The sequence below is a fragment of the Nocardia noduli genome (assembly GCF_019038455.1).
Lineage (GTDB): Bacteria > Actinomycetota > Actinomycetes > Mycobacteriales > Mycobacteriaceae > Nocardia > Nocardia noduli.
The window spans coordinates 22,491-49,063 of record NZ_JAFMPL010000015.1 but is presented as its reverse complement, the minus strand read 5'-3'; the positions used below and the strand labels follow the sequence as shown (position 1 = coordinate 49,063).

Genomic DNA, 26,573 nt, shown 5'->3' with positions numbered 1-26,573 from the left:
GGCGTGACAATTGCCACGCGACGGGCGCAAGGGCACGCGACGAGCCTCGTCCCGAGCCGTGTCGGGCCACTCACCGGCCTCGTGACGCGGGCTTTCCCTCGGGCGTGGCGCATCATCTCGCCGGGAACCAGAGGCCGATTCGATCGCACTGCCGGGACGACACCCACCACCTCGACGTCATGAGACAGGGTGTGCGACGAACCGGTGCGGCTTCGCGGACGGTGGTTGGACCATCGCCGAGCCGGACGCCGCGGAGCGGGTCGCGGTGAGCTGGCAGCCGGGTGCGCGGCACACCGAGCGCAGGTGACGTGCACGTCGCACGACAACGACATCTCACCGCCGGCGATGTCACCTTCCTGCCGACTCCGGTGCCCGGGTCGAGAGTTCCGGTGTGCCGCCTTCGGCCCACCACGTGGTGGGCCGACTCGTCACCGTCCAGCAGACAGCTGGCCAGTTCGCCTCAACCGGACGACGAGCGGAACCCCCAGCAGCCCCATCCCGACAGCGCCGTAACCGGCGGACGCGGGCAGGCCGAGAAAGACGGCGTGGGCGAGTATCGATCCGAGCCACGTCCACAGGAATACGGCCACCGGCAACGCGGTCGTGTCGTTCCACAACGGTGCGGAGACCGCCGTCCTCGCGGCGACCCGATCCCACCACCACAGCAACGCCGCCATCACCAGCCCCACCGCGAACCACCCGAGGTAATTCGTCACCGGGATATGCGCGAGCCCCGGCAACCCGGATTCCGAAGAACACCACGACCACTGACCGTCTGCGACCATCTGCGGATCGAGGAACAGATCCCACCCCACCGCCCCGACCGCCGTCAGCCCGATCCACGACACCGCCCGTCGACTCAGCATCCCGGCCACGACCCAGACCGGATACAACCCGCCGACCCACGCGAGCGGAACGATCAACGGCACCGACCAGAGTTCGGGACCGATGCGGCCGACCGCGTACTCGTAACACCCGAAGGGAACCCCGGTGGCCGTCCCCACCGCCTCGGCGAGCAACCCGACACCGGAAACGATCACCAGCGCCCCCGCCGCGAAACGCCTCCCGCGCGTCACCGCCGCGTGGGACAGCGCCGTCGCCGCCGCCAACAGCACCACCGCCACCGTCACCCGGTCCCGCACGCCCCCCTCGGTCAGCGGATACCCGATCTGCACCGCCACCAGCAGCGCCGCGAACAACGCGGGCACCGGATGTCGTGTCAGCACCGGGACCTGTCCGCGTACCGATTCCACTCGACGCTGCCGGGCGCTCGCCAGGGCGGCTGTATCGGCCGCGCCGCCGATCTCGATGCCGTCGACTCCGATGGTCTCGGCGTGCGGGACAGCCGTGGCGACCCCACAGGTCTCCAGTTCGCTACTTGTCTCGCGGATCAGGGGTTCGCCCTGGGCCCCGGTGGTGTGAGCGCACGCAGTCGCCGTGGCGGTCCCGGCGACGCCATGGGTCTCCGATGTGCCACTTGTCGGCTCGCGGGTCTCGGGCTCGCTGTCGGTAGCCCCGCCCACGACATCCGCGGATCGCGGATCCGTGGACGCGGTGCGCGCCATTTCGCTCATCGCCTCGGGGACAGCGAGAACCGGCGGCGGGTATCGCGCAGGACCAGCCGGGCCGCGCTGCGACCGCTCGCCCCGGACACACCTCCGCCGGGGTGCGTCGACGCGCCGGTGAGATAGAGGCCGGGTGCGCCCGGCACCCGCTGACCCGACAGTTCCGGAATCGGCCGCCACATCATCATCTGGTCGAGCGACATCTCGACGTGCATGACATTGCCGCCGCGCAAACCCATTTCCCGCTCCAGATCGACCGGGGTCTGGATATGACGGCGCAGGATCGTCTCGGCGAAGCCGGGGGCGTACGCATCGACTTCGGCGACGATCCGGTCGGCCTCATCCTCGGCGTGGGCCGACCAGTCGGTGCCGTCGGCGAGTCGGTACGGATGCCACTGGGCCCACAGCGAGAGCTGATGCTGTCCCGGCGGGGCGATGCTCGGATCGACGGCGCTGAAACTCATGGCCAGGACCACCGGGCGCGGCGGCAGATCACCGGCGAGCGCGGCGCCGTGCGCGAGTCGCGCCTGCCTGCGGTCGGAGACCAGGAATTGCAGTCCGCGCGCGGATTCGGTGACGGTCGCGTCCGGGTACCGGGGCAGATCCGAGGTCGCCAAGCGCACCACCATCCCGATACCGGGACCGACTCTGATGCGTCGCTCCCACCCCGCCAGCGCGTGTTCGTCGAAACCGCCCGCTCGCAACAGATCGAGGGTGGTCAGCACATGCGTGCCCGCGATGACGGTCTTCGCCGTCAGATTCCGCCCGGATTCGGTCCGCACCCGCCAGTCGTCACCCGCGCGGGTGACGGCGGTGACCGCGTCCCCGGCCGACACCACCCCGCCGTCGGCGCGCAATCGAGCGACCAGCGCCGCGGCCAACGCCCCACTTCCGCCCACCGCGCGGCCGGGCGGGAGGGTGTGCATGAGCGCGGCGAAACCGACCATCGGCGCGGTGCCCGGTTCCGACATCGGCGGCCCGGACTGGGCACCGAACCACGCCAGCGACGCCTTGAGCCGTTCATCGTGAAAACAGGTATCGAGCAGCGCGTCCCCGGATTGCAGGAATTCGCGCGACAGCGCGCTGCCGCCGCCCTTCGCGTCCAGCCCCCAGAACGAGCGCAGCAGTCGCCCCGGCGTCGGTGTTCCGCCGAACGCACGCATCACCCGGGCGCTGCGTTCGCCCCAGACCCGCACGAAACGCCGGTACGCGACGGCATCTCGTTCCCCGCACGACGCCGCGATCACCGAACATGTCCGGTCCAGGTCGCGGTGGAACACGATCGGCGGCGCGCCCGTCGACGGGTCGGCGGGGGTGAATCCCCACGGATCGCAGTCGATATAGCGCAGGCCGAAGCGTTCGAGTTCCAGTTCCTCGACGATGCCGGTGTGCCGGATCATGATGTGCGCGGAGGAGCCACGGTCGACCAGGTGCCCGGGAAAACGCTCCACCGTGGAGACGGCGCCGCCGAGCACCTCGTCGCGTTCGAGCACTTCGACCCGTTCGCCCGCCCGCGCCAGGTAGCAGGCGGCCACCAGGGCGTTGTGGCCCGATCCGAGCACGAGCACCGTCACGTGAACCTCACAGCGGCAGCCGTCGTCCCAGGATCGCGAAGGGCCGGGTGTCCCCGGCGAAGACGAAATTCCTGATCACGTCGTCGAAACCGACACGTCGGTACAGACGCCAGGCGCGGTTGTCCTCACCGCTGACCTCCGGCGTCGACAGGAGTACGGCCGCCTCCGGTCGATTCTCGAGCAAGCGGTGCAACAGGATCGCGCCGAGGCCCGCGCCCTGCGCGGAGGGATGCACATGGAGTTCGGTCAACTCGAAGTAGTCGGCGAGCAGTTCGCGCGTCGCCTGCTCCGGTCTGCCCGAACGTCGTAGGCCGGTGTGTACCTGTTGATGCCACCACTGGTGCGGCGCGCCGCGATATCCGTAGGCGATGGCGACGATCGGCGAGGTCCGTAGGTCGACGTGGCCGGAATCGTCGGGCAGCAGCGCCGCGACCGCCTGCCAACCGACACGGGTGGTGTGTTCGGTCCACATGGGCGCGCGATGGTTCTCGGTGCCGCGCGGATAGTCCATCGCCGCGACGTAGACCGAGAGCACGTCGTGCAATCGATAGCGCAGATCGGCCACCGAGAAGTCGACGACGACCGGTGCGGGTGCGGGGGTGTGCTTGGGCTTGACGGCTGTCATGGCTCTCGTCGGCCGCGCGGACGCGGAAAGTTGTCGGTGGGTGTCCCTATATTCAATCTCAATTCAAACGTTCGAATACCTGTTCGGTCCGCGCGGTGGTCATGGAACACCGTCCGGCCGGGGTGTACGACAGCGAAGGGACGACTGATGTCTGGTCGGATCGAACATTCGGGAGAACCCGGCAGGGCGGGGAAACTTCTGAAGAAAGCCGATGGGCTGCTGATGGAGGCGGCGGGGGAGACCGACCCGCGCGAGCGTTTCCGCACGGCCTACCTGGCCGCGCTGCGTGGCGCAGGCGCGGTGCTCGCGTTCACCGGGGCCGACGCCGCGCCGAGGGCCCGCTCGCGCAACGCGTGGGTGCTGTTGCAACGCGCGATGCCCGAGTTCGTCATGTGGGCCGACTACTTCGGCGCGCGCTCGGAACTGCGCGCCGCGCTGGAGGCGGGATTCGACCGGGATGTCGATGATCACACGGCCGACGAGTTCTGTTCGCGGGTGGGCGCATTCCTGCACGATGTGGAGGATCTGCTCGCCACGGCGTCCCGTTTGCGACCTCCGAGAGGCCTCTCGAACGGCATGACCGCGTAACTTATCGGCGAGTAGGTGGTACGGCCTTCATCGAACTCGTATCATTGGTGTCAGATAGCCGCCAAGGTCGGCTATTTGTCGCCTACCCGGAGGCGGCAGCCACGTCCTAGTGCCGGGGGAGGTACCGTGCCACTCTCCGAGCACGAGCAGCGCATGCTCGAACAAATCGAGAGCGCGCTCTATGCTGAGGATCCGAAGTTCGCCTCGTCCGTCCGCGGCGGACGACTTCGTTCGACCTCGAGTCGTCGCAGACTCCAGGCCGCGGCCTTGTTCGTCCTCGGTCTGTTTCTACTCGTCGCAGGGATCGCCGCTCCGGTGAAGCCCGGTGGCTTCCCGATCATCAGCTTGGTCGGGTTCATCGTCATGTTCGGTGCCGGTGTACTGCTGTTGGTCGGTGGCTCGAAGGCCGCGGGCAAGGGCAATCGCTCCACCGACGCGCCGTCCGGCGGACCCGGCGGTGGTGGTCGGCCCGGCGGGCCCGGCCGTCAGCGCAAGTCCGGAGGTTTCTCCGAACGTATGGAAGATCGCTTCCGGAGACGATTCGAGCAGGAATAGTCCGACTCGTCACGACCCTCGGCCGACAACCGCATACCGAACGCGACGCCGCACCGACCAGGTGCGGCGTCGCGTTCTCCTGCGCGCCGACGGTCGTCCCGTTGACGGCGACCGCACCGGGCTCACCGCCGCTCGCCGATTCTTCCCCCACTTCGCGCCACCGTCGGCCCCACCTCTCCCCACCTCGGCGCTCGCACGTGCCGTGATCGCGCGTTCGGTGGACCGCCCGCGTCGGCGTTCGCGCCGTCCGGCACGCCTTCCGCAAACCCGGCGCGCGACAAAAGCCGTGCGTAGCAAGGCCGTCGTGGATCGAAGACGTCGATCACGGGGTCCGATCGGGGCCTCCGGAAGGTTTGCTGAGTGTTTTCGGGTGATTGTCCATCTGTGCCAGGCGTGTCGGTGGAACACGGAAAAAGTTCTCCACTGCGTGATAGCTGGGATGACCTGCGAAATCGGTGACGCGGGGAGCGAGATCACCGGTTGTTTCGATTGAAAGTGGGGGAAAGTGGGGTAATGTGGAGCGCGCACTACTGGAGAGTCGTACATCCGAGGTGATCGTGCTCCCCGCTACCGCGGGGTGATCCGCAGGAGGTATCGGGATGTTCCTCGGTACCTACACACCCCGGCTGGACGACAAAGGGCGGCTCACGTTGCCCGCGAAGTTTCGAGACGATCTGGCGGGAGGGTTGATGGTCACCAAGGGTCAGGACCACAGCCTTGCCGTCTACCCGAAAGAAGAGTTCGCCGCGCTCGCTCGTCGAGCCGCGGCGGCGTCTCGAAGCAATCCGCGGGCGCGCGCGTTCGTCCGGGCACTCGCCGCCGGTACAGACGAACAACGTCTCGACGGTCAGGGCCGGATCGTGTTGTCCGCCGAACATCGCCGCTACGCGAATCTCGATCGGGATTGCGTGGTGATCGGCTCGGTCGACTTCCTGGAGATATGGGATAAGCAGGCGTGGGAGTCCTACCTCGCCGAGCACGAGGAGGATTACGCGGAAGCGAGAGACGAGTCGCTGGGCGGAATCTTCTAGCCCGAACGGAACGAGTGCCACGCGGCCTCTGCCCGGAGGCGAACCCTGACGTACTTCCCCGACGCCAGGTGTCGAATTCGGTCAGAGACCCCGCGGCATTCGTTTTCTCTCAGCGCAGCCGGCGAAAACACTGTGGAACAAGGCGACCCGTGCAAGCGACGACGCGAGGCAGGATCCGGGAGGTCGAGGTGAATCGTGCACAGCCCGGTCCCCGCCATGTGCCGGTGCTCCTGCACAGAGCCGACGAGCTACTCGGGCCCGCGTTGGCCGAACCGGGTGCCGTCTACATCGATGCCACCCTCGGATTGGGCGGGCATGCCGAATATTTCCTGCGTACCTATCCGCAGCTGCGCCTGGTCGGTCTCGACCGCGACACCACGGCGCTCGGTCTGGCAGGAGACCGATTGCGGCCGTTCGAAGACCGAATCACCCTGGTGCACACCCGTTACGACGGGATCGCCGACGCGGTGAAACAGGCCGGACTCGATCCGGTCGGCTCGGTGAGCGGGATTCTGATGGATCTCGGAGTCTCCTCGATGCAATTGGACGAGGCGGACCGCGGGTTCGCCTATTCCGTCGACGCGCCGCTGGATATGCGGATGGATCCCACCACCGGTATCACCGCGGCCGACGTGCTCAACACCTACAGTCACGGCGACCTCGCGCGGGTGCTCAAAACCTATGGCGAGGAACGCTTCGCGGGCAAGATCGCCAGCGAGGTGCTCCGGCGTCGCCAGCAACGGCCCTTCACCACGAGCGCCGAACTCGTCGAACTGCTCTACGCCGCCATACCGGCGGCGGCGCGGCGCACCGGTGGTCACCCGGCCAAGCGCACCTTCCAGGCGTTACGGGTCGAGGTCAACGGCGAGCTCGATTCGTTGCGCGCCGCACTGCCCGCGGCATTGGCTTCGCTGCGGCTCGGCGGCCGCATCGTGATCATGTCCTACCAGTCGCTGGAGGACCGCGTCGTCAAACACGAACTGGCACCGCGGATCACGTCGAGGACACCGGTGGATCTGCCGGTCGAACTGCCCGGCATGGGACCGGAATTCCGGATGCTTACCCGTGGCGCGGAGAAGGCCACCGAGCAGGAAATCGAGGAGAACCCGAGGTCGGCCCCGGTCCGCATGCGCGCCGCCGAACGAATTCAGGCGGCGGCGTGACGGACTCGGGATGTTCGACCCGCGGGTCCCGCGGACTAGTGGAGGGGACAGCATGAGTATTCGGACACGCGCCGTGCCCGCGCCGGGTCGGGTCGCCCGGCGGGTTCAAGCCGCCGAACGAGTGAAATCCGGTGCGGCACAGCGCGCCTACGCCAAGCGCAGGACGCGGGCCGAGCAGCAGTCCGATACTCCCTCGCTGCCGCGCCGGCGCGGATCGGTGATGGCCGCGCGTATTCCGTTCGTCGCCGCGATCATCGCGATGCTCGGTTGCGGACTCGCGCTCACCCTGCTGCTGACCACCCGCGCCGCCGAGGACAGCTACCAGCTCGGCGACGCCCGTCAACTCAACCGGACGCTGGCCGAGGAACGCGCCGCCCTGCAACGCGATGTCGAGGCCGCCGATTCGGCGCCCGAACTCGCCGCGCGCGCACGCGAACTCGGCATGATCCCGGCCAAGGATCCGGCCCGGTTGGTCATCGCCTCGGACGGGACCGTCACGGTGATCGGCGATCCCACCCCGGCGCAGGGCGCGCCCGCGCCGCCGCTGAACGGTTCGACGGGTCCGGCCCAGGGGGAACGGGTCGTACCGGTCAGCACCGTGCGCCAGCAGCCCGCCGCACCGCAGACCAATGCCGCCTACGGCGCCAACACGCCCGCCCCCGTACCCGCACCGGTCGCGCCCGCGGTCGGTCAGGAACCCGCGGCCGTGCCGCCCGGGTCGCCGGTCCCGCTCGCGGCGGGTCAGGATCCGTCGCCCGTCGTACCGCTTCCCGGCGCGCCGGAGACACCGCAGCTCGCGGAACCGCAGACCCGGCCGGATTCCTCACAGGCCGAAACGCCCCCGGCGGAGCCGATTCCGGCCGAAACCTCCCAGACGGAGGCCTTCCCGGACGAGCCGTCGCCGGACGGGGGCGCTCGATGACGCAGACTCGGCCCGCGCCGCGCAGGCGACGCGGGCCGACACCGTCCGGGGGACGTCGACCGCGCACCGCGGCCGCCTCGGATCGGCCGCTGCGGTTGCGTCTCGGGGTCGGCCGGATCGTGATGTTGGTCGCGCTCGCGGTGGTGGCCCTGCAATTGCTGTGGATCCAGAGCATTTCCGCGCCCGCCCTCTCCGAGCAGGCCGCCAGCCAGCGCACCACCAGGGATCCCGAGATCGCCATCCGCGGTCCGATCACCGACCGCAACGGCAAGGCGGTGGCCTTCACCACCGTCGCGAAAGCCCTCACCTTCCAACCTGTCCGGGTTCGCGCCGAACTCGAGGAAGCCCGCGCCAAGAGCGAGAAGGCGCCCGATCCGGGCGAGCGGCTGAAGGCGATCGCCGAGGTGATCCACGCCAAACTCGGCCCGCGCGCGCCGTCGGTGAACGAAGTGCTCGACAAACTGCGCAGCGACGAGGAATTCGTCTACCTGGCCCGGAATGTGGACGCGCGCGTCGCGGGCGATATCAGGGCGCAGTTCCGCGAGGTCGGCACCGAGGCGCAGTCGCTGCGGGAGTATCCGGGCGGTTCGCTCGGCGCCAATATCGTCGGCGCCACCGGCTGGGACGGCCACGGCCTGATCGGCCTCGAATCGTCGCTGGACGCCGTGCTGGCAGGCACCGACGGTTCGGTCACCTACGATCGCGGCTCGGACGGCGCGGTCATCCCGGGCAGCTGGCGCGACAAACAGCCCGCGGTGAACGGCAACGGCGTCGAGCTGACGCTGGATTCGGATCTGCAGTACTACGTGCAGCAGCAGGTGCAGCAGGCCCGCGAGATGTCGGGCGCGCAGGGCGCTTCCGCGGTGGTGCTCGACGCGAAGACCGGCCAGGTGCTCGCCATGGCCAACGACAGCACCTTCAATCCGGCTCTCGGTCCGCAGAACTGGGGCACCCAGAAGACCAACAACCCGTCGGTCAGTGATCCCTTCGAACCCGGTTCGGTGAACAAGATCGTCACCGCGGCCGCGGCCATCGAATACGGCCTCACGAACCCGGACGAGATCCTGCAGGTTCCCGGCGCGATCCGGATGGCGGGCGTGACCGTCGGCGACGCCTGGGAACACGGCACCGCGCCGTATACGACCACCGGCGTCTTCGGGAAATCCTCCAATGTCGGCACGCTGATGCTCGCGCAGCGGGTCGGTGAGGACCGCTACGCCGATATGGTGAACCGTTTCGGACTCGGGCAGCGCACCGGCGTCGGACTGCCGGGTGAGACCGCGGGCCAGGTGCCCGCACGAGACCAGTGGTCCGGCGGCACCTTCGCCAACCTGCCCATCGGACAGGGCCTTTCGATGTCGACGTTGCAGATGACGGGTATGTACCAGGCCATCGCGAACGACGGACTGCGTATTCCGCCGCGGATCGTCAGGGCCACGGTCGCCCCGGACGGCGCGCGCACCGAGGAGCCGCAGCCGGAGGGTGTCCGGGTGGTGAGCCCGCAGACGGCGGCCACGTTGCGCACCATGTTCCAGGCCGTGGTGCAGCGCGACAAGACCGACGCGGCGCAGAACGGCACCGGCTGGCCCGCCGCCATCGAGGGCTATCAGATCGCGGGGAAGACCGGCACCGCGCAGAAGATCGATGCCAAGTGCGCGTGCTATTCCAGCTCCAGCTACTGGATCACCTTCGCCGGTATCGCTCCCGCCGACAACCCGCGCTACGTGGTGGGGCTGATGCTCGACAACCCGGTGCGCAGCTCCGACGGCAGCGGCGGTCAGTCTGCCGCGCCGCTGTTCCACAGCATTGCCTCCTGGGCATTGCAGCGTGACCGTATTCCGCCATCGCCGGAGCCGGTCCGGCAGTTCGTTCTGCAGGCCGGTGTGTGATTCGAGTAGTCCACGCACACGAACCGGGGAACAACCGCGCCGCAACACCGAGGCGCGTTGTTCCCCGGTGACCGTACGTCGGTAACCTGACTCGTCGTCCCACGATGCGTTCCTTATATCCAATGTCCCGTTCTGAGAGGAGCAAGGTGCCCGCGCAGTCCAGCTCGCACGCGCTCCGGCCCGCCGGACCGCCGTCGACGCGGCTGTCCACCGTGCTGGAGTCGACAGGCGCCCGTGGGTCGGGGCCGATCCCCGCGGACACGGTGGTGACCGGTATCGAGCAGCGTTCGAACGCGGTTCTGCCCGGCGACCTGTTCGCCGCGCTGCCGGGCGCGCAGGCCCACGGCGCGCGTTTCGCGCGTGACGCGGTCGAACGCGGCGCCGTCGCGGTGTTCACCGACGCGGCCGGAGCCGAGCTCGCGGGTGATCTCGGCGTGCCGGTGCTGGTGCGCGAGACACCGCGCGCGGTCCTCGGCGAATTGTCCGCGACCCTGTACGGCAATCCGTCGCAGCGGCTGCGCATCATCGGCATCACCGGTACCTCCGGTAAGACGACCACGTCCTACCTGGTCGAGGCCGGGCTCGCCGCCGCCGGACTCTCCACCGCGCTGATCGGCACCATCGAGACCAGGATCGGCGGGCGCCGGGTGCCGAGCGCGCTCACCACTCCCGAGGCGCCGCAGCTGCACGCGATGTTCGCGCTGATGGTCGAGCAGGGTGTCGACGCGGTGGTCATGGAGGTCTCCAGCCACGCGCTGGCACTGGGCCGCGTGGACGGTGTCCGGTTCGCGGTGGGCGGATTCACGAACCTGTCGCAGGACCACCTGGATTTCCACCGCGACTTCGAGGACTACTTCGCCGCCAAATGTCGCCTGTTCGATCCGCGGTCGTCGGTGGCCGCACGCGTTCCGGTCGTCTGCGTCGACGACGAATGGGGTGCGCGACTGGCCGCCGATCTGGCCGATCCGGTCACGATCTCGACCACGGCGACCCCGGCCACCTGGACCGTCGCGGGCGAGGTGACGGCGGACGGCGGCGAACAGCGGTTCACCGCCGCCGGTCCCGGGCACTCCATCGATATGAGCCTGCGCCTGCCGGGCCGCTACAACGTCGCCAACGGACTGCTCGCGGTCGCGGTCTGCGCCGCCGCCGGGGTCGAGGCCGATATCGCCGCGCCCGCGCTCGCCACGGTCGACGTGCCGGGCCGGATGCAGCGCATCGAACGGGGACAGGATTTCCTCGCCGTCGTCGACTACGCGCACAAACCCGCCGCCGTCGAATCGGTCGTCGCCACGCTGCGCGCGCATCTGCTCACCGATTCCCCCGAATCGCCCGGCAGACTCGCGGTGGTCGTCGGCGCGGGCGGTGACCGCGACGCGGGCAAACGCGCGCTCATGGGCGCGGCGGGCGCGCGCGGCGCGGATCTGCTGATCATCACCGACGACAATCCGCGCAGCGAGGATCCGGCCGCCATCAGGGCGGCGCTGCGCGCCGGCGCGCTCGAGGTGCCCGCCGAGGAGCGCGGTGAAGTGCGCGAGATCGGCGACCGGGCCGAGGCCATCGCCGCGGCCGTGGCATGGGCGCGCTCCGGCGACGTGGTGCTGGTCGCCGGTAAAGGGCACGAGTCGGGCCAGGAGATCAACGGCGTCAAACACCCGTTCGACGACAGGGACGTGCTGGCCGAGGCGCTGGAGGCGCTGACGGGCGAGCGCGGCCCCTCGGGGTCGGGCGCCGGTGACGCCACGCGGGCCGACGGCCCGAACGCGGGAGTGTCGGGGGTACTGCGATGAACGGGATACCCTACTGCCGCAACGACATCGGGTCGGCGCACAATATTCAGTCGACACAGCGACGTGTTCGGTCGGCACAGCGAAGTCCGCAGAGAACGGACGCGGAGGACTTGACGATTTCATGATCGAGATGACACTGCGGGAGATCGCGGACGTCGTCGGCGGGACGCTGCACGACGTACCGGACCCACAGGCGCGGGTGACCGGTTCGGTCGAATTCGATTCGCGGCGCATCGGTTCAGGGGATCTGTTCCTCGCGCTGCCGGGCGAACGATCCGACGGGCACGACTACGCGGCCGCCGCGATGGCGTCGGGCGCGGTCGCCGTGCTCGCGGCACGCCCGGTGGGTGTGCCCGCCATCGTCGTCAGCCCGACGCCTGCCACCGTCCCGTCGAGATCGGTTGCGCTGGCCGGTGATTCGGACGGTTCCGGCGCGGCGGTGCTGGCCGCGCTGGCCGCGCTGGCCCGCGTCAGCGTGGATCGGCTCACCGCCGCGGGCGGGCTCACCGTCGTCGGCGTCACCGGGTCCTCGGGCAAGACCTCGACCAAGGATCTGCTCGCGGCCGTACTGGCCCCGCTCGGGCCCGTCATCGCGCCGCCCGGCTCGTTCAACAACGAACTCGGCCACCCGTGGACCGCGCTGCGCGCCGACGCCGACACCCGCTTCCTCGTCCTGGAGATGTCGGCCCGCGGCCCGGGCCATATCGCAGCCCTGGCCGAGGTCGCGCCGCCGAAGATCGGCGTCGTGCTCAATGTGGGCACCGCGCACCTCGGGGAATTCGGCAGCCGCGAGGCGATCGCGAAAACCAAGGGTGAACTGGTCGAGGCCCTTCCCGCCGACGGTGTGGCCGTGCTCAACGCCGACGATTCCCAGGTCGCCGCGATGGCTTCGCGCACCTCGGCTCCGGTGACGACGGTCGGACAGGCGGCGAGCGCCGATATCAGGGCCACCGACATCCATCTCGACGAACAGGCTCGCGCGGGTTTCACCCTGCATACGCCGGTGGGCAGCACCGATATCCGGCTGGCCGTGCACGGCGAACACCAGGTCGGCAACGCTCTGTCGGCCGTCGCGGTGGCATTGGCATGCGGAGCGGATCTGGAGACCGTCGCCGCGGCGCTGTCCGGTGCGACCGCCGCTTCGGCGCGCCGCATGGACGTGCGCACCACCGACGACGGCATCACCGTCGTCAACGACTCCTACAACGCCAACCCCGATTCGGTGCGGGCCGCGCTCAAGGCGCTGGTCACCATGTCCAGGGCGGGCGCGACGCCGCGGCGCAGCTGGGCGGTACTCGGTGAGATGGGGGAACTCGGCGAGGAATCGGTGATCGAACACGATCGGATCGGCAGGCTCGCGGTACGCCTGGATGTCCACCGTCTGATCGTCGTCGGGACCGGAAGGCCGTCCCGCGCGATGCACCAGGGAGCGGTGATGGAAGGCTCATGGGGCGAGGAATCGATTCTCGTTCCAGATATCGGCGCGGCCATCGCGTTACTCGACGACGAAGTAGAGACGGGTGATGTGGTGCTGGTCAAGGCGTCCAAGTCGGTTGGCCTGTGGGAGGTCGCCGAGCATTTGACGAGCGCGACACGGGCGGACGATCGCAGGGGCAGCACGGAGGCGACGCAGTGAGCGAGCGAATCGGGACGACGACCCCCGCGGCGACGCGCGCGACCGGGTCGAAGGTCAGCGAGGCGCGGTTGTGAGACAGATTCTCTTCTCGGCCGCCATCGCCCTGGCGGTGTCGATCCTGTTGACCCCGTTGCTGATCAAATTCTTCGCCAAGCAGGGGTTCGGCCAGGAGATCCGGGTCGACGGCCCGGCCAGTCACCAGGCCAAACGCGGTACTCCGACCATGGGTGGCGTCGCCATCCTGATCGGCATGTGGGCCGGTTACCTCGGTTCCCACCTGATCGGCATCGGATACAACGCCGAGGGGCCGACCGCGTCGGGACTGCTCGTCCTCGGACTCACGACCGCGCTGGGCGCGGTCGGATTCATCGACGATTTCATCAAGATCCGCAAGGGCCGCAACCTCGGGTTGACGGCCGCGGGCAAATACGTCGGTCAGTTGACCGCCGCCGTCGTCTTCGGTGTGCTCGCGCTGCAATACCGCAACAACTACGGGCTGACTCCCGCGAGCAGGCATATCTCCTATGTCCGCGATATCACCACGGTGTCGATGGGGATCGTTTTCTTCCTGCTGTTCGTGAGCCTGATCGTGGTGGCGACGTCGAACGCGGTCAATCTCACCGATGGTCTCGACGGTCTCGCCGCGGGTTCGATGAGCCTGGTCATGGGCGGCTACGTCATCATCACCTTCTGGCAGTACTACCACGCCTGCGCGACGAAACCCGAGGCCGGTTGTTACAACGTCCGCGACCCGCTCGACCTGGCGCTCGTCGCCGCGGCCGGTGCGGCGGCGTGTATCGGATTCCTCTGGTGGAACGCCGCACCGGCCAAGATCTTCATGGGCGACACCGGTTCGCTCGCGCTGGGCGGACTGCTCGCCGGTATGGCCATCACCACCCGCACCGAACTGCTGATGGTGGTGCTGGCCGCGCTCTTCGTCGCCGAGGCGCTCTCGGTGATCCTGCAGGTTGCCGTGTATCGCACCACGCGCAATCGATTGTTCAAGATGGCGCCTTTCCATCATCACTTCGAGCTCAGTAAATGGGCCGAGACGACTGTGATCATCAGATTCTGGCTGTTGGCCGCCATGGCCTCCGCGGTCGGTCTCGGCTTGTTCTACAGCGAATATCTCTCCGCGGTCGGGTGAAACAGATGGTCGAACATTCTCCGCGAGCCCTGCGGTCCCCCGGACCCATGCTCGAATTCCTGCGCGGTCGTGACGTGCTCGTCGCGGGCTGGGGCGTCTCGGGACGCTCGCTCATCGAGCCGCTGCGCGATATCGGCGCCAACCCGGTGGTCACCGACGCGGGCGCGACGGCGCTGGCCGAGGCCGCCGAACTGGGGCTGGAGGTCGCGTCGTGCGTCCAACTGGAATCCACCGAACCGAGCGATCCGACCGGTCTGAGCCGGTTCGCGCTCGTCATCACCAGCCCCGGCTGGCGCCCGGACTCCCCGGTGCTCGCCGCGGCGGTGACCGAGGGCATCCCGGTCTGGGGCGACGTCGAATTCGCCTGGTGGGTCGATCAGGCCAGGATCTACGGTCCGGTGCGCAAATGGCTGGTGATCACCGGAACCAACGGCAAGACCACGACCACCCAGATGACCCACGCGATCCTGCGCGCCGCGGGAATCTCGAGCGTTGCCTGCGGCAATATCGGCCTGCCGATCCTCGACGCGCTGCGGCGCAATCCCGGCCCGCAGGTACTCGCGGTGGAACTCTCCTCGTTCCAGTTGCACTGGGCTCCGTCGGTGCGTCCGGAGGCGGGCGTCGTGCTCAACGTCGCCGAGGATCACCTGGACTGGCACGGCGGGCTCGACGCCTACGCCGCGGCCAAGGCGCGCGCGCTGTACGGCCGGGTCGGAGTCGTCGGTCTCGACGATCCGGTGGCGGCCTCGCTGGCGCGGCGGGCGAAGGCCAAGCGCGTCATCGGTTTCCGGATCGGGGTGCCCGCCGACGGTGAACTCGGCGTGGTGGACGGAAAACTGCTCGATCGCGCCTTCACCAAGGCCGCGATCCTGGCCGAGACCGCCGATATCAGCCCGCCCGGTCCAGCCGGTGTCGCCGACGCGCTGGCCGCGTCCGCGCTGACCAGGGCCATCGACGTCGCTCCGCAGTTCGTGCGCGAGGGACTCATCGAACACAAGGTAGGCCCGCACCGCGCCGCCTTCGTCCGTGAACTCGGCGGCGTCGATTTCATCGACGACTCCAAGGCCACCAACCCGCACGCGGCCCGGTCGTCGATTCTGGCGCATCCGCACGTGGTCTGGCTCGCGGGCGGACAGCTCAAGGGAGCGAGTGTCGAGGATCTGGTCGAGGAAGTCGCCGAGCGGCTCGTCGCCGCCGTGCTGATCGGGGCCGACGCGCCGGTGATCGCGGCCGCGTTGGCGCGACACGCACCCGAAGTCCCTGTGGTCGAGGTGCGCGCGGGAGACGATATCTCGATGCGTGACGACCCGTCGAGATCCGAGAAGGCCGATGCCGTCATGGCCGAGGCGGTCCGGACGGCGGCGGGATTGGCGGGCAACGGCGACACGGTGCTGCTCGCGCCTGCCGCGGCCTCACTGGACATGTTCGCCGACTACACCCATCGCGGACGCAGCTTCGCCGCCGCGGTGCACGCGCTGGAAGACGGTGACATCGGACGGCAGCCATGACGGAAGCGACGCGACGGAACTGGAACGGCCGCAAGGCCGCGCGCCCGGCAGCCGCCAAGGCGAGCCCGGGCACCCGTTTCGGCGCCTGGCTGGCCCGCCCGCTCGCGTCGTTCCATCTGATCGTCGCCATCGCGACCCTGTTGACCGTGCTCGGACTCGTCATGGTGCTGTCGGCGTCCAGCGTCGAGGCCTATGCCGACGGCGGCTCGGCCTACTCGCTGTTCATCCAGCAGGCCATGTTCGCGGCCATCGGCTGCGTCCTGTTCTACCTGGCGCTGCGGATCTCGTTGAAGCGGCTGCGCCAGTGGTCGTTCCCGGTGTTCGCGCTGTCGGTGCTCGCCCTGGTCCTGGTGCTGATCCCCGGTATCGGCAGCGAGGTGCAGGGCGCGCGGCGCTGGTTCGCCTTCGGCCCGATCTCGGTGCAGCCGTCGGAGATCATCAAGGTGTCGCTGGTGGTGTGGGGGGCGCATCTGCTGGCCTCGCGGCGCTCGGAACACGCGAGCCTCAAGGACATCCTGGTTCCGCTGGTGCCCGCCGGTCTGCTGGTCTGCCTGCTGGTCGTGCTGCAACCCAACCTGTCGACGACCATCGCGCTCGGCATCGTGCTCGCCGCGCTGCTGTGGTTCGGCGGGTTGCCGGTGCGGCTGTTCATCACCATCGCCATCTCGGGCGTGATCGCCGCCGGGGTGCTCGCCCTGTCGGCGGGGTATCGCTCCGACCGAATGCGCGCGTTCTTCAATCCGGGCGATGATCCGCAGGGCATCGGATACCAGGCCCGCCAAGCGCTCTACTCACTGGCCGACGGCGGTATCTGGGGCCGAGGACTCGGTCAGAGCCGGGCCAAGTGGAGCTATCTGCCCAACTCGCACAACGACTTCATCTTCGCCATCATCGGCGAGGAACTCGGCTTCCTGGGCTGCGCGCTGGTACTCGGACTGTTCGCGCTGTTCGTCTACACCGGCCTGCGCATCGCGAGCCGGTCGGTCGACCCCTTCCTGCGCCTGCTCACCGCGACCGCGACCACCTGGATCACCGCGCAGGCGCTGATCAATATCGGCTACGTCGTCGGCCTGCTCCCGGTGACCGGCTTGCAGTTGCCGCTGGTCTCGGCGGGCGGCTCGTCGCTCGCGATCACGCTGTTCATGTTCGGCATCATCGCCAACGCGGCCCGGCACGAACCCGAGGCGGTCTCGGCCCTGCACGCGGGACAGGACGGCCGGTTCAGCCGTCTGCTGAGATTGCCCAAACCCGAGGTGTACTCACCCGCGAAGGCGGAATCGGCGCGGGCCCGCTCGGCGGCGGCCCGGTCCGGTCAGCGGCCACGCAGGCCCGATCCGCGCGCGCAGTCGCAGTCCGGTCGGCGTCAGCCGCCGGAACAGCGTCGCCGTTCGCCCGAGAGCCGCGGCACCAGCTCTGCGCGCGCGACCCGCGCCTGGGAACCGAATTATCCGATGCCACATGCAAGAGAACGGGGTAGATCCAGGTGAGTGACGTGCGGTCCGGACTTTCGGTGATCGTCGCGGGTGGTGGTACCGCGGGACATATCGAGCCGGCACTCGCCGTCGCGGACGCCTTACGCCGACTCGACGATTCGATCCGGGTGACGGCGTTGGGCACCGAGCGCGGTCTGGAGACGCGACTTGTCCCCGAGCGCGGCTACCCGCTCGAGCTGATTCCGCCGGTGCCGCTGCCGCGTAAACCCAGCCTCGATCTGCTTCGCCTGCCCGGCCGGGTGCGCGCGTCGGTGGCGCGGACCCGCGAGGTGATCGACACCGTGCAAGCCGATGTGATCATCGGCTTCGGCGGATACGTCGCGCTGCCCGCCTATCTGGCCGCGGGCGGCGGAATATTCGGCCGACGTCGCGCGGTGCCGGTACTGGTGCACGAGGCGAACGCCAAGGCGGGTATCGCGAACAAGATCGGCGCACGGCGCGCGTCCCGAGTCCTGGCCGCGGTGGCGGATTCGGGTCTGTCGCGTGCCGAGGTCGTCGGGATCCCGGTGCGCGCCGCGATCACCACCCTGGATCGCGCGAGCCTGCGCGCCGAGGCGCGCGCGCATTTCGGGTTGCCGTCCGACGGACCGGTACTGCTGGTCTTCGGCGGCTCCCAGGGCGCGCGTTCGCTCAACGAGGCGGTCGCCGCGGCCGCGCCGCAGCTGTCGGCGGCCGGGATCTCGGTGCTGCACGCGCACGGGCCGAAGAACAGCGTCGATGTCGCCGAATCCGGTGGTGACGCGCGCTATGTCGCGGTGCCGTACCTGTCGCGGATGGATCTGGCCTACGCCGCGGCCGACGCGGTGGTGTGCCGTTCCGGCGCGATGACGGTCGCGGAGGTGTCGGCGGTGGGCCTGCCCGCCTTCTACGTCCCGCTGCCGCACGGAAACGGCGAGCAGGAACTCAATGCCGGACCGGTGGTCGCGAAGGGGGGTGGCAGAATCGTCCCCGATTCGGAACTGACTCCGAAGTACGTCATCGACGAGGTGATTCCGCTGCTGATCGATCCGACCCGGTTGAGCGAGATGGGCCTGGCCGCCGCGGGCGCGGGTCACCGCGACGCCGCCGACGCGGTGGCGCGGATCGCGGTGGAGGTGGCGCAGTCGTGAACGAGCGGAGCGGGCGACCCATGAACACAGCTACGGACACAGGGACGACAACCGCGACGGCGTCGACACGAGTGCGGCGGCCGAGCATCGGCGAGGAGCAGTCGTGAGCGAGGATCGTTCGGCGCTACCCGCCGATCTGGCGCGGGTCCACATGGTCGGCATCGGCGGCGCGGGCATGTCGGGAATCGCCCGGATCCTGCTGTCGCGCGGTGGCGCGGTATCGGGTTCGGACGCCAAGGAGAGCCGGGGTGTGCTCGCGTTGCGCGCTCGTGGCGCGCAGGTGCGGATCGGCCACGATGCCAGCGCTCTCGACCTGCTGCCCGGCGGCCCGACCGTGGTGGTGACCACCTACGCCGCCATCCCCAAGACGAATCCGGAACTGGTGGAGGCGAACCGGCGCGATATTCCGGTGCTGTTGCGCCCGGCGGTCCTCGCGTCGCTGATGCGCGGGCACCGGACGCTGCTGGTCTCTGGCACTCACGGCAAGACCTCGACCACCTCGATGCTGATCGTGTCGTTGCAGCACTGCGGATTCGATCCGTCCTTCGCGGTCGGCGGCGAACTCAACGAGGCGGGCACCAACGCCCATCACGGCACCGGCGACATCTTCGTGGCCGAGGCCGACGAGAGCGACGGCTCGCTGCTGCAATACGACCCCGACGTCGCCGTGGTGACCAATATCGAATCCGACCATCTCGACTTCTTCGGCACCGACGAGGCCTACGTCCAGGTCTTCGACGATTTCGCCGACCGGCTGACCGAGGGCGGTCTGTTGGTGGTGTGCCTGGACGATCCCGGCTCGCGCGCGCTGGCCGAGCGGGTCGCGCCACGGCTGGCCGAACGCGGTGTCGAGGTACTCGGTTACGGCTCCGGCGAACTGGCCGACGCGCCGGTGCCGGTCGGCGTCCGGCTGCACAGCTGGGAGCCGCGCGATGTCGGCGGTGTCGCCCAGTTCCAACTGGGTGACGAGACCTCGCCGCGTTCGCTGCGACTGTCGGTGCCAGGCAGGCATATGGCGCTCAACGCGTTGGGCGCGCTGCTGGCCGCCCGTGCCTCCGACGCGGATATCGACGAGATCATCCAGGGGCTGGAGGGTTTCGGCGGTGTGCACCGTCGCTTCCAGTTCGTCGGCAGGGAGAACGGCGTCCGGGTCTTCGACGACTACGCCCACCATCCGACCGAGGTGCGCGCCGTACTCGGCGCGGCCGTCGAACTGGTCGAGCAGGAGGCCCGCGACGGCGCTCGTTCGCGCCAGGGCCGGGTGATCGTGGTCTTCCAACCGCATCTCTACAGTCGCACCGCGACATTCGCCGCCGAATTCGGCGCGGCGCTGAGTCTGGCCGACGAGGTGGTCGTTCTCGATGTCTTCGGTGCGCGCGAGGAGCCGCTGCCCGGTGTGAACGGCGCGCTGGTCGCCCAGTCGGTGACCGCGCCCGTGCACTACCAGCCCGATATGTCGCGGGTCGGTCGCCAGGTGGCCGGGTTGACGCTGCCGGGCGATGTCGTGATCACCATGGGCGCGGGCGATGTGACGATGCTCGGCAGCCAGATTCTCGACGGCCTCCGGGCTCGGCCGCAGTACGGGCGCTGACCCGCGATGCGATCCGCGGACGAGCGGCGCGCGTGGTGGGAGGAGATCGCCGACAGACTGCGTCCGGAGCGGGTCGGCGGACTGCGGCAGGTGCGGTTGTGGAGTGTGCTCGGGGTCGGTGTGCTCACCGTCGTCGCGGTGCTCGCCTGGTTCACACCCGTGCTGTCGGTGCGCACGGTCGACATCGACGGCCTCTCCGCGGTCGGTGACGCCGAGGTGCACGAGCGGTTGCAGATTCCCTCGGGGCGTTCGATGCTGCGGATCGACACCGACGCGATGGCGCGGCGGGTCGCCGACATCCCCAAGGTGAGCAGTGTGCGGGTGCAGCGGGAATTCCCGTCCACCGTGCGGGTGTCGGTCGTCGAGCGCACGCCGGTGCTGTATTTCGAGAGCCCGCAGGGCGCGCACCTGGTCGACGCGCAGAGCACGGAATTCGCGATCGAGGCCGCGCCGATCGGGGTGCCGCAGCTGATCACCGGAAACCCGGGTAGCGCCGATCCGGTGACCAGGGCCGCGGTCGCCGTGGTCGCGGTGCTGCCGCCCGCACTGAACATCCAGGTGGGCGAGGTTGTGGCACGGTCGATTTCGGATATCTCCCTGAAACTCCAGGATGGCCGCACGGTACTGTGGGGCGGAGCGGACGACGCCGAACGCAAGGCGCAGGTGGTGTTACCGCTGCTGACGCGCGAGGGAACGGTGTTCGACGTATCGAGTCCTCATCTGGTCACGGTAAAGTGATCCACACCCATTGCGCCCAGGGTTTTTTCGGTGGTACCGGAGAAGTGGGGCGGGGGCAACCGTTCACGATACGACGTATCGCGCGGCGAGACGAGAGGGATCACACAAGATTCTGTGACTCGTCTCGGCGCGCCTGCGCGCGTATCGAGGCGGCTGCGAATAGCGTTCCGCACCAGTCGGATACTTGACATAACGCTAACCCTATGGTTGAACTTTAGGGTTAGCCCGGGCGGCGGCGCGTGAAGCTCGCCCCCGGGTTTCCTCGGCGGCATGTCCCGAATCCGAAAACGACAGGCTTTAGATCGAAGGAAGGCGAGAGCCCATGACGCCCCCGCACAACTACCTTGCTGTGATCAAGGTCGTCGGTATCGGCGGCGGCGGTGTGAATGCCGTCAACCGGATGATCGAACAGGGACTCAAAGGTGTCGAGTTCATCGCGGTGAACACCGACGCGCAGGCCCTGCTGATGAGTGATGCCGACGTCAAACTCGACGTCGGCCGTGAACTCACCCGCGGCCTCGGCGCCGGTGCCGACCCCGAAGTCGGCCGCCGCGCCGCCGAGGACCACAAGGACGAGATCGAAGAGGTGCTCAAGGGCGCCGACATGGTCTTCGTCACCGCGGGCGAAGGCGGCGGCACCGGCACGGGCGGCGCGCCCGTCGTCGCCAGCATCGCCCGCAAACTCGGCGCGCTCACCATCGGCGTCGTCACGCGTCCCTTCTCGTTCGAGGGCAAGCGGCGCGGCGGACAGGCCGAAACCGGTATCAACCTGCTGCGGGAATCCTGCGACACCCTCATCGTCATCCCGAACGACCGGCTGCTCCAGCTCGGCGACGCGGCGGTGAGCCTGATGGACGCCTTCCGTTCCGCGGACGAGGTGTTGCTCAACGGTGTTCAGGGCATCACCGACCTGATCACCACCCCCGGTCTGATCAACGTCGACTTCGCCGACGTCAAGAGCGTGATGTCCGGTGCGGGCAGCGCGCTGATGGGCATCGGTTCGGCGCGCGGGGAGGGCCGTTCGGTCAAGGCGGCCGAATCCGCGATCAACTCGCCGCTGCTCGAGGCGTCCATGGACGGCGCCCACGGTGTGCTGCTGTCGATCGCGGGCGGTTCGGATCTCGGGCTGTTCGAGATCAACGAGGCGGCCTCGCTGGTCCAGGAAGCCGCGCATATAGAGGCCAACATCATCTTCGGTACGGTCATCGACGATTCGCTCGGTGACGAGGTGCGTGTCACGGTGATCGCGGCCGGATTCGACGGCGGCGGTCCTTCCCGGCGCCCCACGTACGAACCGCCGAACAAGTCGAGCAGCACCATCGGGTCGAGCACGGCGGGGGAGATCGGGAGATCGTCGCGTTCCTACGAACCTGTGACACGCGACACCTCCACGCCCTCTTCGCGCCCCCCGAGCCGGACGGTGCCGAGCTATCAGGAGTCCGAGGAGATCCGGGTCAAGAACGCCGAGGCCTCTCGCGCGCGCGCCAACCCGCCGGATCCCGATGACGATGACGACGTCGACGTGCCGTCGTTCATGCGGCGCTAGTTCGCGCCGCCGCTCCCGCTGAAACCGTCGGCGGGAGGTCTGTCACACCGTCACCCTCGACGCGGGGGTGCGGTTGTCTGCCACGAGGCTGGTCCGTGCCGGATCAGCCTCCGTCTGTTTCCGGTGTTCCGCGCGCCACGGCGCTGCGGATTTCGGTGGACCGCGCCGAGGGCTACTACCCTCGGCAGCATGACTGCTGCGACGACCCTGACCGTCCGACGGGTGACAACGACGAGGACCGGCGGTTTCTCGGAGCCACCGTACGATTCGTTCAATCTCGGTGATCATGTCGGCGACGACCCGGTCGCGGTGCGGCGCAATCGCGAACGCCTCGCCGAGGGGATCGGGCTTACCCCGGACCGGCTGGTGTGGATGGAGCAGATCCACGGCCGCAATATCGAGATCGTCGACGGCCCGCGATCCGAGCCGGTGCCCGCGACGGACGCGCTGGTCACCACCGTGCCGAATCTGGCATTGGTCACACTGTCGGCCGATTGCGTGCCGGTGCTGCTGTCCGACGACGAGGCCGGGGTGATCGCCGCGGTGCACGCCGGTCGTATCGGCGCGCGGATCGGGATCGTGCCGCGGGTGCTCGACGTGATGGTCACGCTCGGCGCGCGGATCGATCGGATCGGCGCGTTCCTCGGACCGGCGGCCTCCGGGCGGCAGTACGAGGTGCCCGCCGCCATGCGGACGGACGTCGAAAAGCATCTGCCCGGCAGCGCGGCGACCACCGTGCGCGGCACGCCGTCACTGGATCTGCGCGCGGGTATCCGCCGACAGCTCACCGAGGCGGGCGTCGGCGGGGTGGCGGTCGACCCGAGGTGCACCATCGAGGACAAGACGTTGTTCAGTCACCGGCGTGGCGCACCGACCGGTCGGATTGCCGGTGTGATCTGGATGCAAGCGGGTATGTGAGTGGAAGTGCCTGCGCACGGCCGGGTTTCGCGGCAGGTGCGCCGGTCGGTGACGGGAAGGGCTGGTAGGTGTGAGCGGTACCGCGGAGTCGACGGTCGAATCGAGGGCGACGGCATTGTCGACCGGGCTCGACGCGCTGCTGCACAGGATCGACGCGGCATGCGAGGCGGCGGGACGTGATCCCGGATCGGTGCGCCTGCTGCCGGTGACGAAATTCTTCCCCGCCGCCGACGTGGAGATCCTGTACGGACTCGGCCGCCGCGACTTCGGTGAGTCGAGAGAGCAGGAGGCGAGCGCCAAGGTCGCGGCACTCGGCGAATACCTGGCAGCACAGGACGATTCGGACATCCGCTGGCATATGATCGGCCGGCTCCAGCGCAACAAGGCCCGCGTCGTCGCGCGGTGGGCGCACACCGTGCATTCGGTGGACAGCGAACGGTTGGCAACGACCCTGGACACCGCGGCGTGCGCCGCGCTCGAGGCGGGGGAGCGCTCCGATCCACTGCGGGTACTCGTGCAAATCAGCCTGGATGACGATCCCGCCCGCGGTGGTGTCGTGGCACGGGATCTCGACGCTCTCGCGGATCGGATCGCGAGTTTGCCGGGACTGCGGCTCGGTGGCCTGATGGCTATCGCGCCACTGGATGTTCCGGCCGATAGCGCATTTGCTCGACTTGCGACGTTGCACACGTCGCTGCTGGCCCGACACCCCGAAGCGACCGAGCTTTCCGCAGGAATGTCGGGGGATCTGGAGGCCGCCGTCGAACATGGTTCGACATGTGTGCGTGTCGGTACCGCTCTGATGGGCGCGCGACCGATAACCTCGGCGTAGCAAAGAAACCTCATCAGTCACATATGACACATATGCTTGGGACGGACGAGGGGCTGAGCAAGACTTCAACACCCGGCCGCCACCGGGGCCGAAGGAAGGTCGACCAGTATGAGCGAGCGCAGCGAGCGAACAATCGTCGCAGCCACCGTCGTGGTCATGACGCCGCCTAGCGACAGCGAGGCGCGATCATGAGCACGCTGCACAAGTTCAAGGCGTACTTCGGCATGGTCCCGCTCGAGGACTACGAGGACGACTACGTCGACGACCGCGCACCCCGTGGCGCGGGCGACCGTGGTGGACCCCGGCCCCGCGGGTATTCCGATCGCGGTGGCTACGGCGACCGCTACCCCGAAGATCGTTACGGCGCCGAACGATTCGGCGCCGACCGGTTCGACGACGAGTCCGGCTACCCCGAGCCCGCGTACAAGTCGCCCTACAAGGGCGGCTACCCGAGTTCGCGCGACTACGCCGACGAGCCGTACGGCGACGACCGCTACGAGGCGCCGAGGCGCCCCACCCGTATCGATGCCGCCCCTTCGTCGGGCAGCCGATTCCGGGCAGGCGGCGGTGCGCCGATGATGCGGGGAGCCACCAGGGGTGCGCTCGCCGTGGATCCCGACGCCGAGGAGCGCAGGCTCGAGGAGCGCGTGCGCCCCGAGCCCGTCGTGGCCCGCAGGCCCGGGATCTTCGAGGACGGAGGCCCCTTGTCCAAGATCACCACGCTGCGCCCGCGCGATTACAGCGAGGCCCGCATCATCGGCGAGCGGTTCCGTGAGGGCAATCCGGTGATCATGGACCTGGTCGACCTGAGCAACGCCGACGCCAAGCGGTTGGTCGATTTCGCGGCAGGACTCGCGTTCGCGCTGCGTGGCTCGTTCGACAAGGTCGCGACGAAGGTGTTCCTGCTCTCACCGGCCGACGTGGACGTATCGGCGGAGGAACGCCGTCGCATCGCGGAAACCGGCTTCTACAACCAGAAATAACAGTTCTATCCGGGGGGTGACGCGGTTCGTTCGCGTCCGGGGCGGTGTGGTCATTTTGCGCGGCGCGGATTTTGGGGCAGAGTGATCTGGTGGCCTTGTTCGCGGTGCTGTACTTCGTACTGTTCATCTTCTGGCTGTTGCTGATCAGCCGGGTGATCGTCGAGTTCGTGCGCAGTTTTGCCCGCGACTGGCGTCCCACAGGCGTCGTGGTCGTCATCCTGGAGGTGATCTTCACGATCACCGACCCGCCGGTGAAACTGCTGAGACGGTTGATACCGCCGGTGTCTCTGGGGGGAATTCGCCTGGACCTGTCGATAATGGTCCTGCTATTCGTCGTCTTCATCCTGATGTCGATCGTGAGCAGGCTCGGCCAACCGGTAGCTCCGGTGTGACAGAATGGGCTCAGATACCTTGCTAGATCTGCTCGATCTCCAAAAGACGCGTGAAGGGATCCTTCCATGCCGCTGACCCCAGCCGATGTGCACAACGTCGCGTTCAGCAAACCGCCGATCGGGAAGCGCGGCTACAACGAGGACGAAGTAGATGCCTTCCTGGATCTCGTGGAGCAGGAGCTCTCGCGTCTGATCGAAGAGAATGCGGACCTGCGCCAGCGGGTTGCCGAGCTCGATGCCGAGCTCGCCGACGCCAAGTCGAGCCGCCCCGCCGCGCCCGCGCAGGTCAAGGCTCCGATACAACAGGCGCCGCCGCCCCCACCCGAACCGATCAAACCCCCGGTTCAGCAAGCGCCGCCGGTGCCGATGCCGGTCGCCGCGCCGATTCCCAAGGACGCGCCGGGCGCGGACGCGAATCTGCAGGCAGCCAAGGTGCTCAGCCTCGCCCAGGAGATGGCGGACAGGCTCACCAGCGACGCGAAGACCGAGTCGGAGAATTTGCTGTCCAACGCGCGGGCAAACTCGGAGCGACTGGTGGGCGACGCCCGCACCCGCTCCGAGGCGATGATCGCCGACGCGCGCCAGAAGTCGGACGCGATGCTGTCGGACGCCCAGAGCCGGTCGGACAGCCAGTTGCGGCAGGCCAAGGAGAAGGCCGACGCCCTGCAGGCCGACGCCGAGCGCAAGCACACCGAGATCATGGCGACCATCACCCAGCAGCGCAGCGTGCTGGAAAGCCGGATCGAGCAGCTCAAGACCTTCGAGCGGGAGTACCGCGTGCGGCTGAAGTCGTACCTGGAATCGCAGCTCGAGGAGTTGGAGAACCGCGGCTCGGCGGTCCCGGTGGACGGCGGCGAGGCATTCGCCGACGCCAACACCGCGAACAACCTCGCGCCCGCCTCGTTCGCCAAGGGCGGCAAGTAACCTGGCTGCGGGCGATGCGGGCCCCGCATCGCATGTCGCCTGAACCGCTGTTCG

Annotated in this window: 23 protein-coding genes; 20 read left to right on the top strand and 3 right to left on the bottom strand. The window is 68.7% G+C overall.

Features of this window, described 5'->3' with window-relative positions:
- Window positions 1-428: 428 nt before the first annotated feature.
- Genes JZ792_RS11890 through JZ792_RS11880 form a run of 3 tightly spaced genes read right to left on the bottom strand, consistent with a single transcriptional unit; the run spans window position 429 to window position 3,764 of the window.
- Complete coding sequence (locus JZ792_RS11890; protein ID WP_438804328.1) at window positions 429-1,574, bottom strand: carotenoid biosynthesis protein; 1,146 nt, start codon at window positions 1,572-1,574, stop codon at window positions 429-431.
- Window positions 1,571-3,139, bottom strand: coding sequence for a phytoene desaturase family protein (locus JZ792_RS11885; RefSeq protein WP_216909930.1), 1,569 nt, complete (start codon window positions 3,137-3,139; stop codon window positions 1,571-1,573). Before JZ792_RS11885 ends, JZ792_RS11890 begins: the two co-directional genes overlap by 4 nt.
- 7 nt (window positions 3,140-3,146) lie before the next feature.
- Complete coding sequence (locus JZ792_RS11880; RefSeq protein ID WP_109526255.1) at window positions 3,147-3,764, bottom strand: GNAT family N-acetyltransferase; 618 nt, start codon at window positions 3,762-3,764, stop codon at window positions 3,147-3,149.
- 147 nt (window positions 3,765-3,911) lie between these two features.
- Between JZ792_RS11880 and JZ792_RS11875 the strand changes: the two genes are divergently transcribed.
- From JZ792_RS11875 to wag31, 20 genes are all read left to right on the top strand, one after another.
- Window positions 3,912-4,352 carry an SAV_6107 family HEPN domain-containing protein gene (locus JZ792_RS11875; RefSeq protein WP_216909928.1) on the top strand — a complete coding sequence of 147 codons (441 nt, stop codon included), beginning with the start codon at window positions 3,912-3,914 and terminating at the stop codon, window positions 4,350-4,352.
- 126 nt (window positions 4,353-4,478) lie between these two features.
- Window positions 4,479-4,907 (top strand): SCO2097 family morphological protein, encoded by a 429-nt coding sequence (locus JZ792_RS11870; RefSeq protein ID WP_216909926.1) that lies wholly within the window; start codon window positions 4,479-4,481, stop codon window positions 4,905-4,907.
- Window positions 4,908-5,506: 599 nt separating this feature from the next.
- Window positions 5,507-5,938 carry a division/cell wall cluster transcriptional repressor MraZ gene (gene mraZ / locus JZ792_RS11865; protein ID WP_109526252.1) on the top strand — a complete coding sequence of 144 codons (432 nt, stop codon included), beginning with the start codon at window positions 5,507-5,509 and terminating at the stop codon, window positions 5,936-5,938.
- A 173-nt stretch (window positions 5,939-6,111) separates the two neighbouring features.
- Window positions 6,112-7,101, top strand: a complete 990-nt coding sequence (rsmH, locus tag JZ792_RS11860) for a 16S rRNA (cytosine(1402)-N(4))-methyltransferase RsmH (RefSeq protein ID WP_405183182.1) — start codon at window positions 6,112-6,114, stop codon at window positions 7,099-7,101.
- Window positions 7,102-7,153: 52 nt separating this feature from the next.
- Window positions 7,154-8,023, top strand: a complete 870-nt coding sequence (ftsL, locus tag JZ792_RS11855) for a cell division protein FtsL (protein ID WP_254189678.1) — start codon at window positions 7,154-7,156, stop codon at window positions 8,021-8,023.
- A complete protein-coding gene (locus JZ792_RS11850; RefSeq protein ID WP_216909922.1) occupies window positions 8,020-9,912 on the top strand; it encodes a peptidoglycan D,D-transpeptidase FtsI family protein in 1,893 nt (630 codons plus the stop codon). Before ftsL ends, JZ792_RS11850 begins: the two co-directional genes overlap by 4 nt.
- 122 nt (window positions 9,913-10,034) lie before the next feature.
- Entirely contained in the window at window positions 10,035-11,702 is a 1,668-nt protein-coding gene (locus JZ792_RS11845) for a UDP-N-acetylmuramoyl-L-alanyl-D-glutamate--2,6-diaminopimelate ligase (RefSeq protein ID WP_216909920.1), read from the top strand.
- Window positions 11,703-11,823: 121 nt separating this feature from the next.
- The gene (locus JZ792_RS11840; RefSeq protein ID WP_216909918.1) at window positions 11,824-13,338 is read left to right on the top strand and encodes a UDP-N-acetylmuramoyl-tripeptide--D-alanyl-D-alanine ligase; all 1,515 of its coding nucleotides are present in this window, start codon (window positions 11,824-11,826) and stop codon (window positions 13,336-13,338) included.
- Between the two features lie 70 nt (window positions 13,339-13,408).
- On the top strand, window positions 13,409-14,485 hold the full coding sequence (gene mraY, locus JZ792_RS11835; RefSeq protein ID WP_109526247.1) for a phospho-N-acetylmuramoyl-pentapeptide-transferase: 1,077 nt from the start codon (window positions 13,409-13,411) through the stop codon (window positions 14,483-14,485).
- Between the two features lie 47 nt (window positions 14,486-14,532).
- Window positions 14,533-15,993 carry a UDP-N-acetylmuramoyl-L-alanine--D-glutamate ligase gene (murD, locus tag JZ792_RS11830; protein ID WP_216910077.1) on the top strand — a complete coding sequence of 487 codons (1,461 nt, stop codon included), beginning with the start codon at window positions 14,533-14,535 and terminating at the stop codon, window positions 15,991-15,993.
- Complete coding sequence (ftsW, locus tag JZ792_RS11825; protein WP_216909916.1) at window positions 15,990-17,480, top strand: putative lipid II flippase FtsW; 1,491 nt, start codon at window positions 15,990-15,992, stop codon at window positions 17,478-17,480. The genes murD and ftsW overlap by 4 nt, the downstream gene beginning before the upstream one ends.
- Window positions 17,477-18,595 (top strand): undecaprenyldiphospho-muramoylpentapeptide beta-N-acetylglucosaminyltransferase, encoded by a 1,119-nt coding sequence (gene murG, locus JZ792_RS11820; RefSeq protein WP_216909914.1) that lies wholly within the window; start codon window positions 17,477-17,479, stop codon window positions 18,593-18,595. The genes ftsW and murG overlap by 4 nt, the downstream gene beginning before the upstream one ends.
- Window positions 18,596-18,746: 151 nt before the next feature.
- Window positions 18,747-20,186: a UDP-N-acetylmuramate--L-alanine ligase gene (murC, locus tag JZ792_RS11815; protein ID WP_216910075.1), complete on the top strand. Its 1,440-nt coding sequence runs from the start codon at window positions 18,747-18,749 to the stop codon at window positions 20,184-20,186.
- Window positions 20,187-20,192: 6 nt separating this feature from the next.
- Complete coding sequence (locus tag JZ792_RS11810; RefSeq protein WP_216909912.1) at window positions 20,193-20,924, top strand: cell division protein FtsQ/DivIB; 732 nt, start codon at window positions 20,193-20,195, stop codon at window positions 20,922-20,924.
- Window positions 20,925-21,246: 322 nt separating this feature from the next.
- Window positions 21,247-22,470: a cell division protein FtsZ gene (gene ftsZ, locus JZ792_RS11805; RefSeq protein ID WP_216909910.1), complete on the top strand. Its 1,224-nt coding sequence runs from the start codon at window positions 21,247-21,249 to the stop codon at window positions 22,468-22,470.
- Window positions 22,471-22,659: 189 nt separating this feature from the next.
- Window positions 22,660-23,388, top strand: a complete 729-nt coding sequence (pgeF, locus tag JZ792_RS11800; protein ID WP_216909908.1) for a peptidoglycan editing factor PgeF — start codon at window positions 22,660-22,662, stop codon at window positions 23,386-23,388.
- Between the two features lie 61 nt (window positions 23,389-23,449).
- On the top strand, window positions 23,450-24,220 hold the full coding sequence (locus JZ792_RS11795) for a YggS family pyridoxal phosphate-dependent enzyme (protein WP_438804330.1): 771 nt from the start codon (window positions 23,450-23,452) through the stop codon (window positions 24,218-24,220).
- Between the two features lie 188 nt (window positions 24,221-24,408).
- Window positions 24,409-25,203, top strand: coding sequence for a cell division protein SepF (locus JZ792_RS11790; RefSeq protein WP_109526239.1), 795 nt, complete (start codon window positions 24,409-24,411; stop codon window positions 25,201-25,203).
- Between the two features lie 89 nt (window positions 25,204-25,292).
- Window positions 25,293-25,595 (top strand): YggT family protein, encoded by a 303-nt coding sequence (locus tag JZ792_RS11785; protein WP_109526393.1) that lies wholly within the window; start codon window positions 25,293-25,295, stop codon window positions 25,593-25,595.
- 66 nt (window positions 25,596-25,661) lie between these two features.
- Entirely contained in the window at window positions 25,662-26,519 is an 858-nt protein-coding gene (gene wag31, locus JZ792_RS11780) for a DivIVA-like cell division protein Wag31 (RefSeq protein ID WP_216909903.1), read from the top strand.
- Window positions 26,520-26,573 lie beyond the last annotated feature (54 nt).

Excerpts from the sequence above, each read along its gene's own strand:
- JZ792_RS11890 (WP_438804328.1), bottom strand. The coding sequence starts at position 1,574 with ATGAGCGAAATGGCGCGCACCGCGTCCACGGATCCGCGATCCGCGGAT.
- JZ792_RS11880 (WP_109526255.1), bottom strand. The coding sequence starts at position 3,764 with ATGACAGCCGTCAAGCCCAAGCACACCCCCGCACCCGCACCGGTCGTC.
- JZ792_RS11875 (WP_216909928.1), top strand. The coding sequence starts at position 3,912 with ATGTCTGGTCGGATCGAACATTCGGGAGAACCCGGCAGGGCGGGGAAA.
- mraZ (WP_109526252.1), top strand. The coding sequence starts at position 5,507 with ATGTTCCTCGGTACCTACACACCCCGGCTGGACGACAAAGGGCGGCTC.
- ftsL (WP_254189678.1), top strand. The coding sequence starts at position 7,154 with ATGAGTATTCGGACACGCGCCGTGCCCGCGCCGGGTCGGGTCGCCCGG.
- JZ792_RS11850 (WP_216909922.1), top strand. The coding sequence starts at position 8,020 with ATGACGCAGACTCGGCCCGCGCCGCGCAGGCGACGCGGGCCGACACCG.
- JZ792_RS11845 (WP_216909920.1), top strand. The coding sequence starts at position 10,035 with ATGTCCCGTTCTGAGAGGAGCAAGGTGCCCGCGCAGTCCAGCTCGCAC.
- JZ792_RS11840 (WP_216909918.1), top strand. The coding sequence starts at position 11,824 with ATGATCGAGATGACACTGCGGGAGATCGCGGACGTCGTCGGCGGGACG.
- murD (WP_216910077.1), top strand. The coding sequence starts at position 14,533 with ATGCTCGAATTCCTGCGCGGTCGTGACGTGCTCGTCGCGGGCTGGGGC.
- ftsW (WP_216909916.1), top strand. The coding sequence starts at position 15,990 with ATGACGGAAGCGACGCGACGGAACTGGAACGGCCGCAAGGCCGCGCGC.
- murC (WP_216910075.1), top strand. The coding sequence starts at position 18,747 with ATGGTCGGCATCGGCGGCGCGGGCATGTCGGGAATCGCCCGGATCCTG.
- JZ792_RS11810 (WP_216909912.1), top strand. The coding sequence starts at position 20,193 with ATGCGATCCGCGGACGAGCGGCGCGCGTGGTGGGAGGAGATCGCCGAC.
- ftsZ (WP_216909910.1), top strand. The coding sequence starts at position 21,247 with ATGACGCCCCCGCACAACTACCTTGCTGTGATCAAGGTCGTCGGTATC.
- pgeF (WP_216909908.1), top strand. The coding sequence starts at position 22,660 with ATGACTGCTGCGACGACCCTGACCGTCCGACGGGTGACAACGACGAGG.
- JZ792_RS11790 (WP_109526239.1), top strand. The coding sequence starts at position 24,409 with ATGAGCACGCTGCACAAGTTCAAGGCGTACTTCGGCATGGTCCCGCTC.
- wag31 (WP_216909903.1), top strand. The coding sequence starts at position 25,662 with ATGCCGCTGACCCCAGCCGATGTGCACAACGTCGCGTTCAGCAAACCG.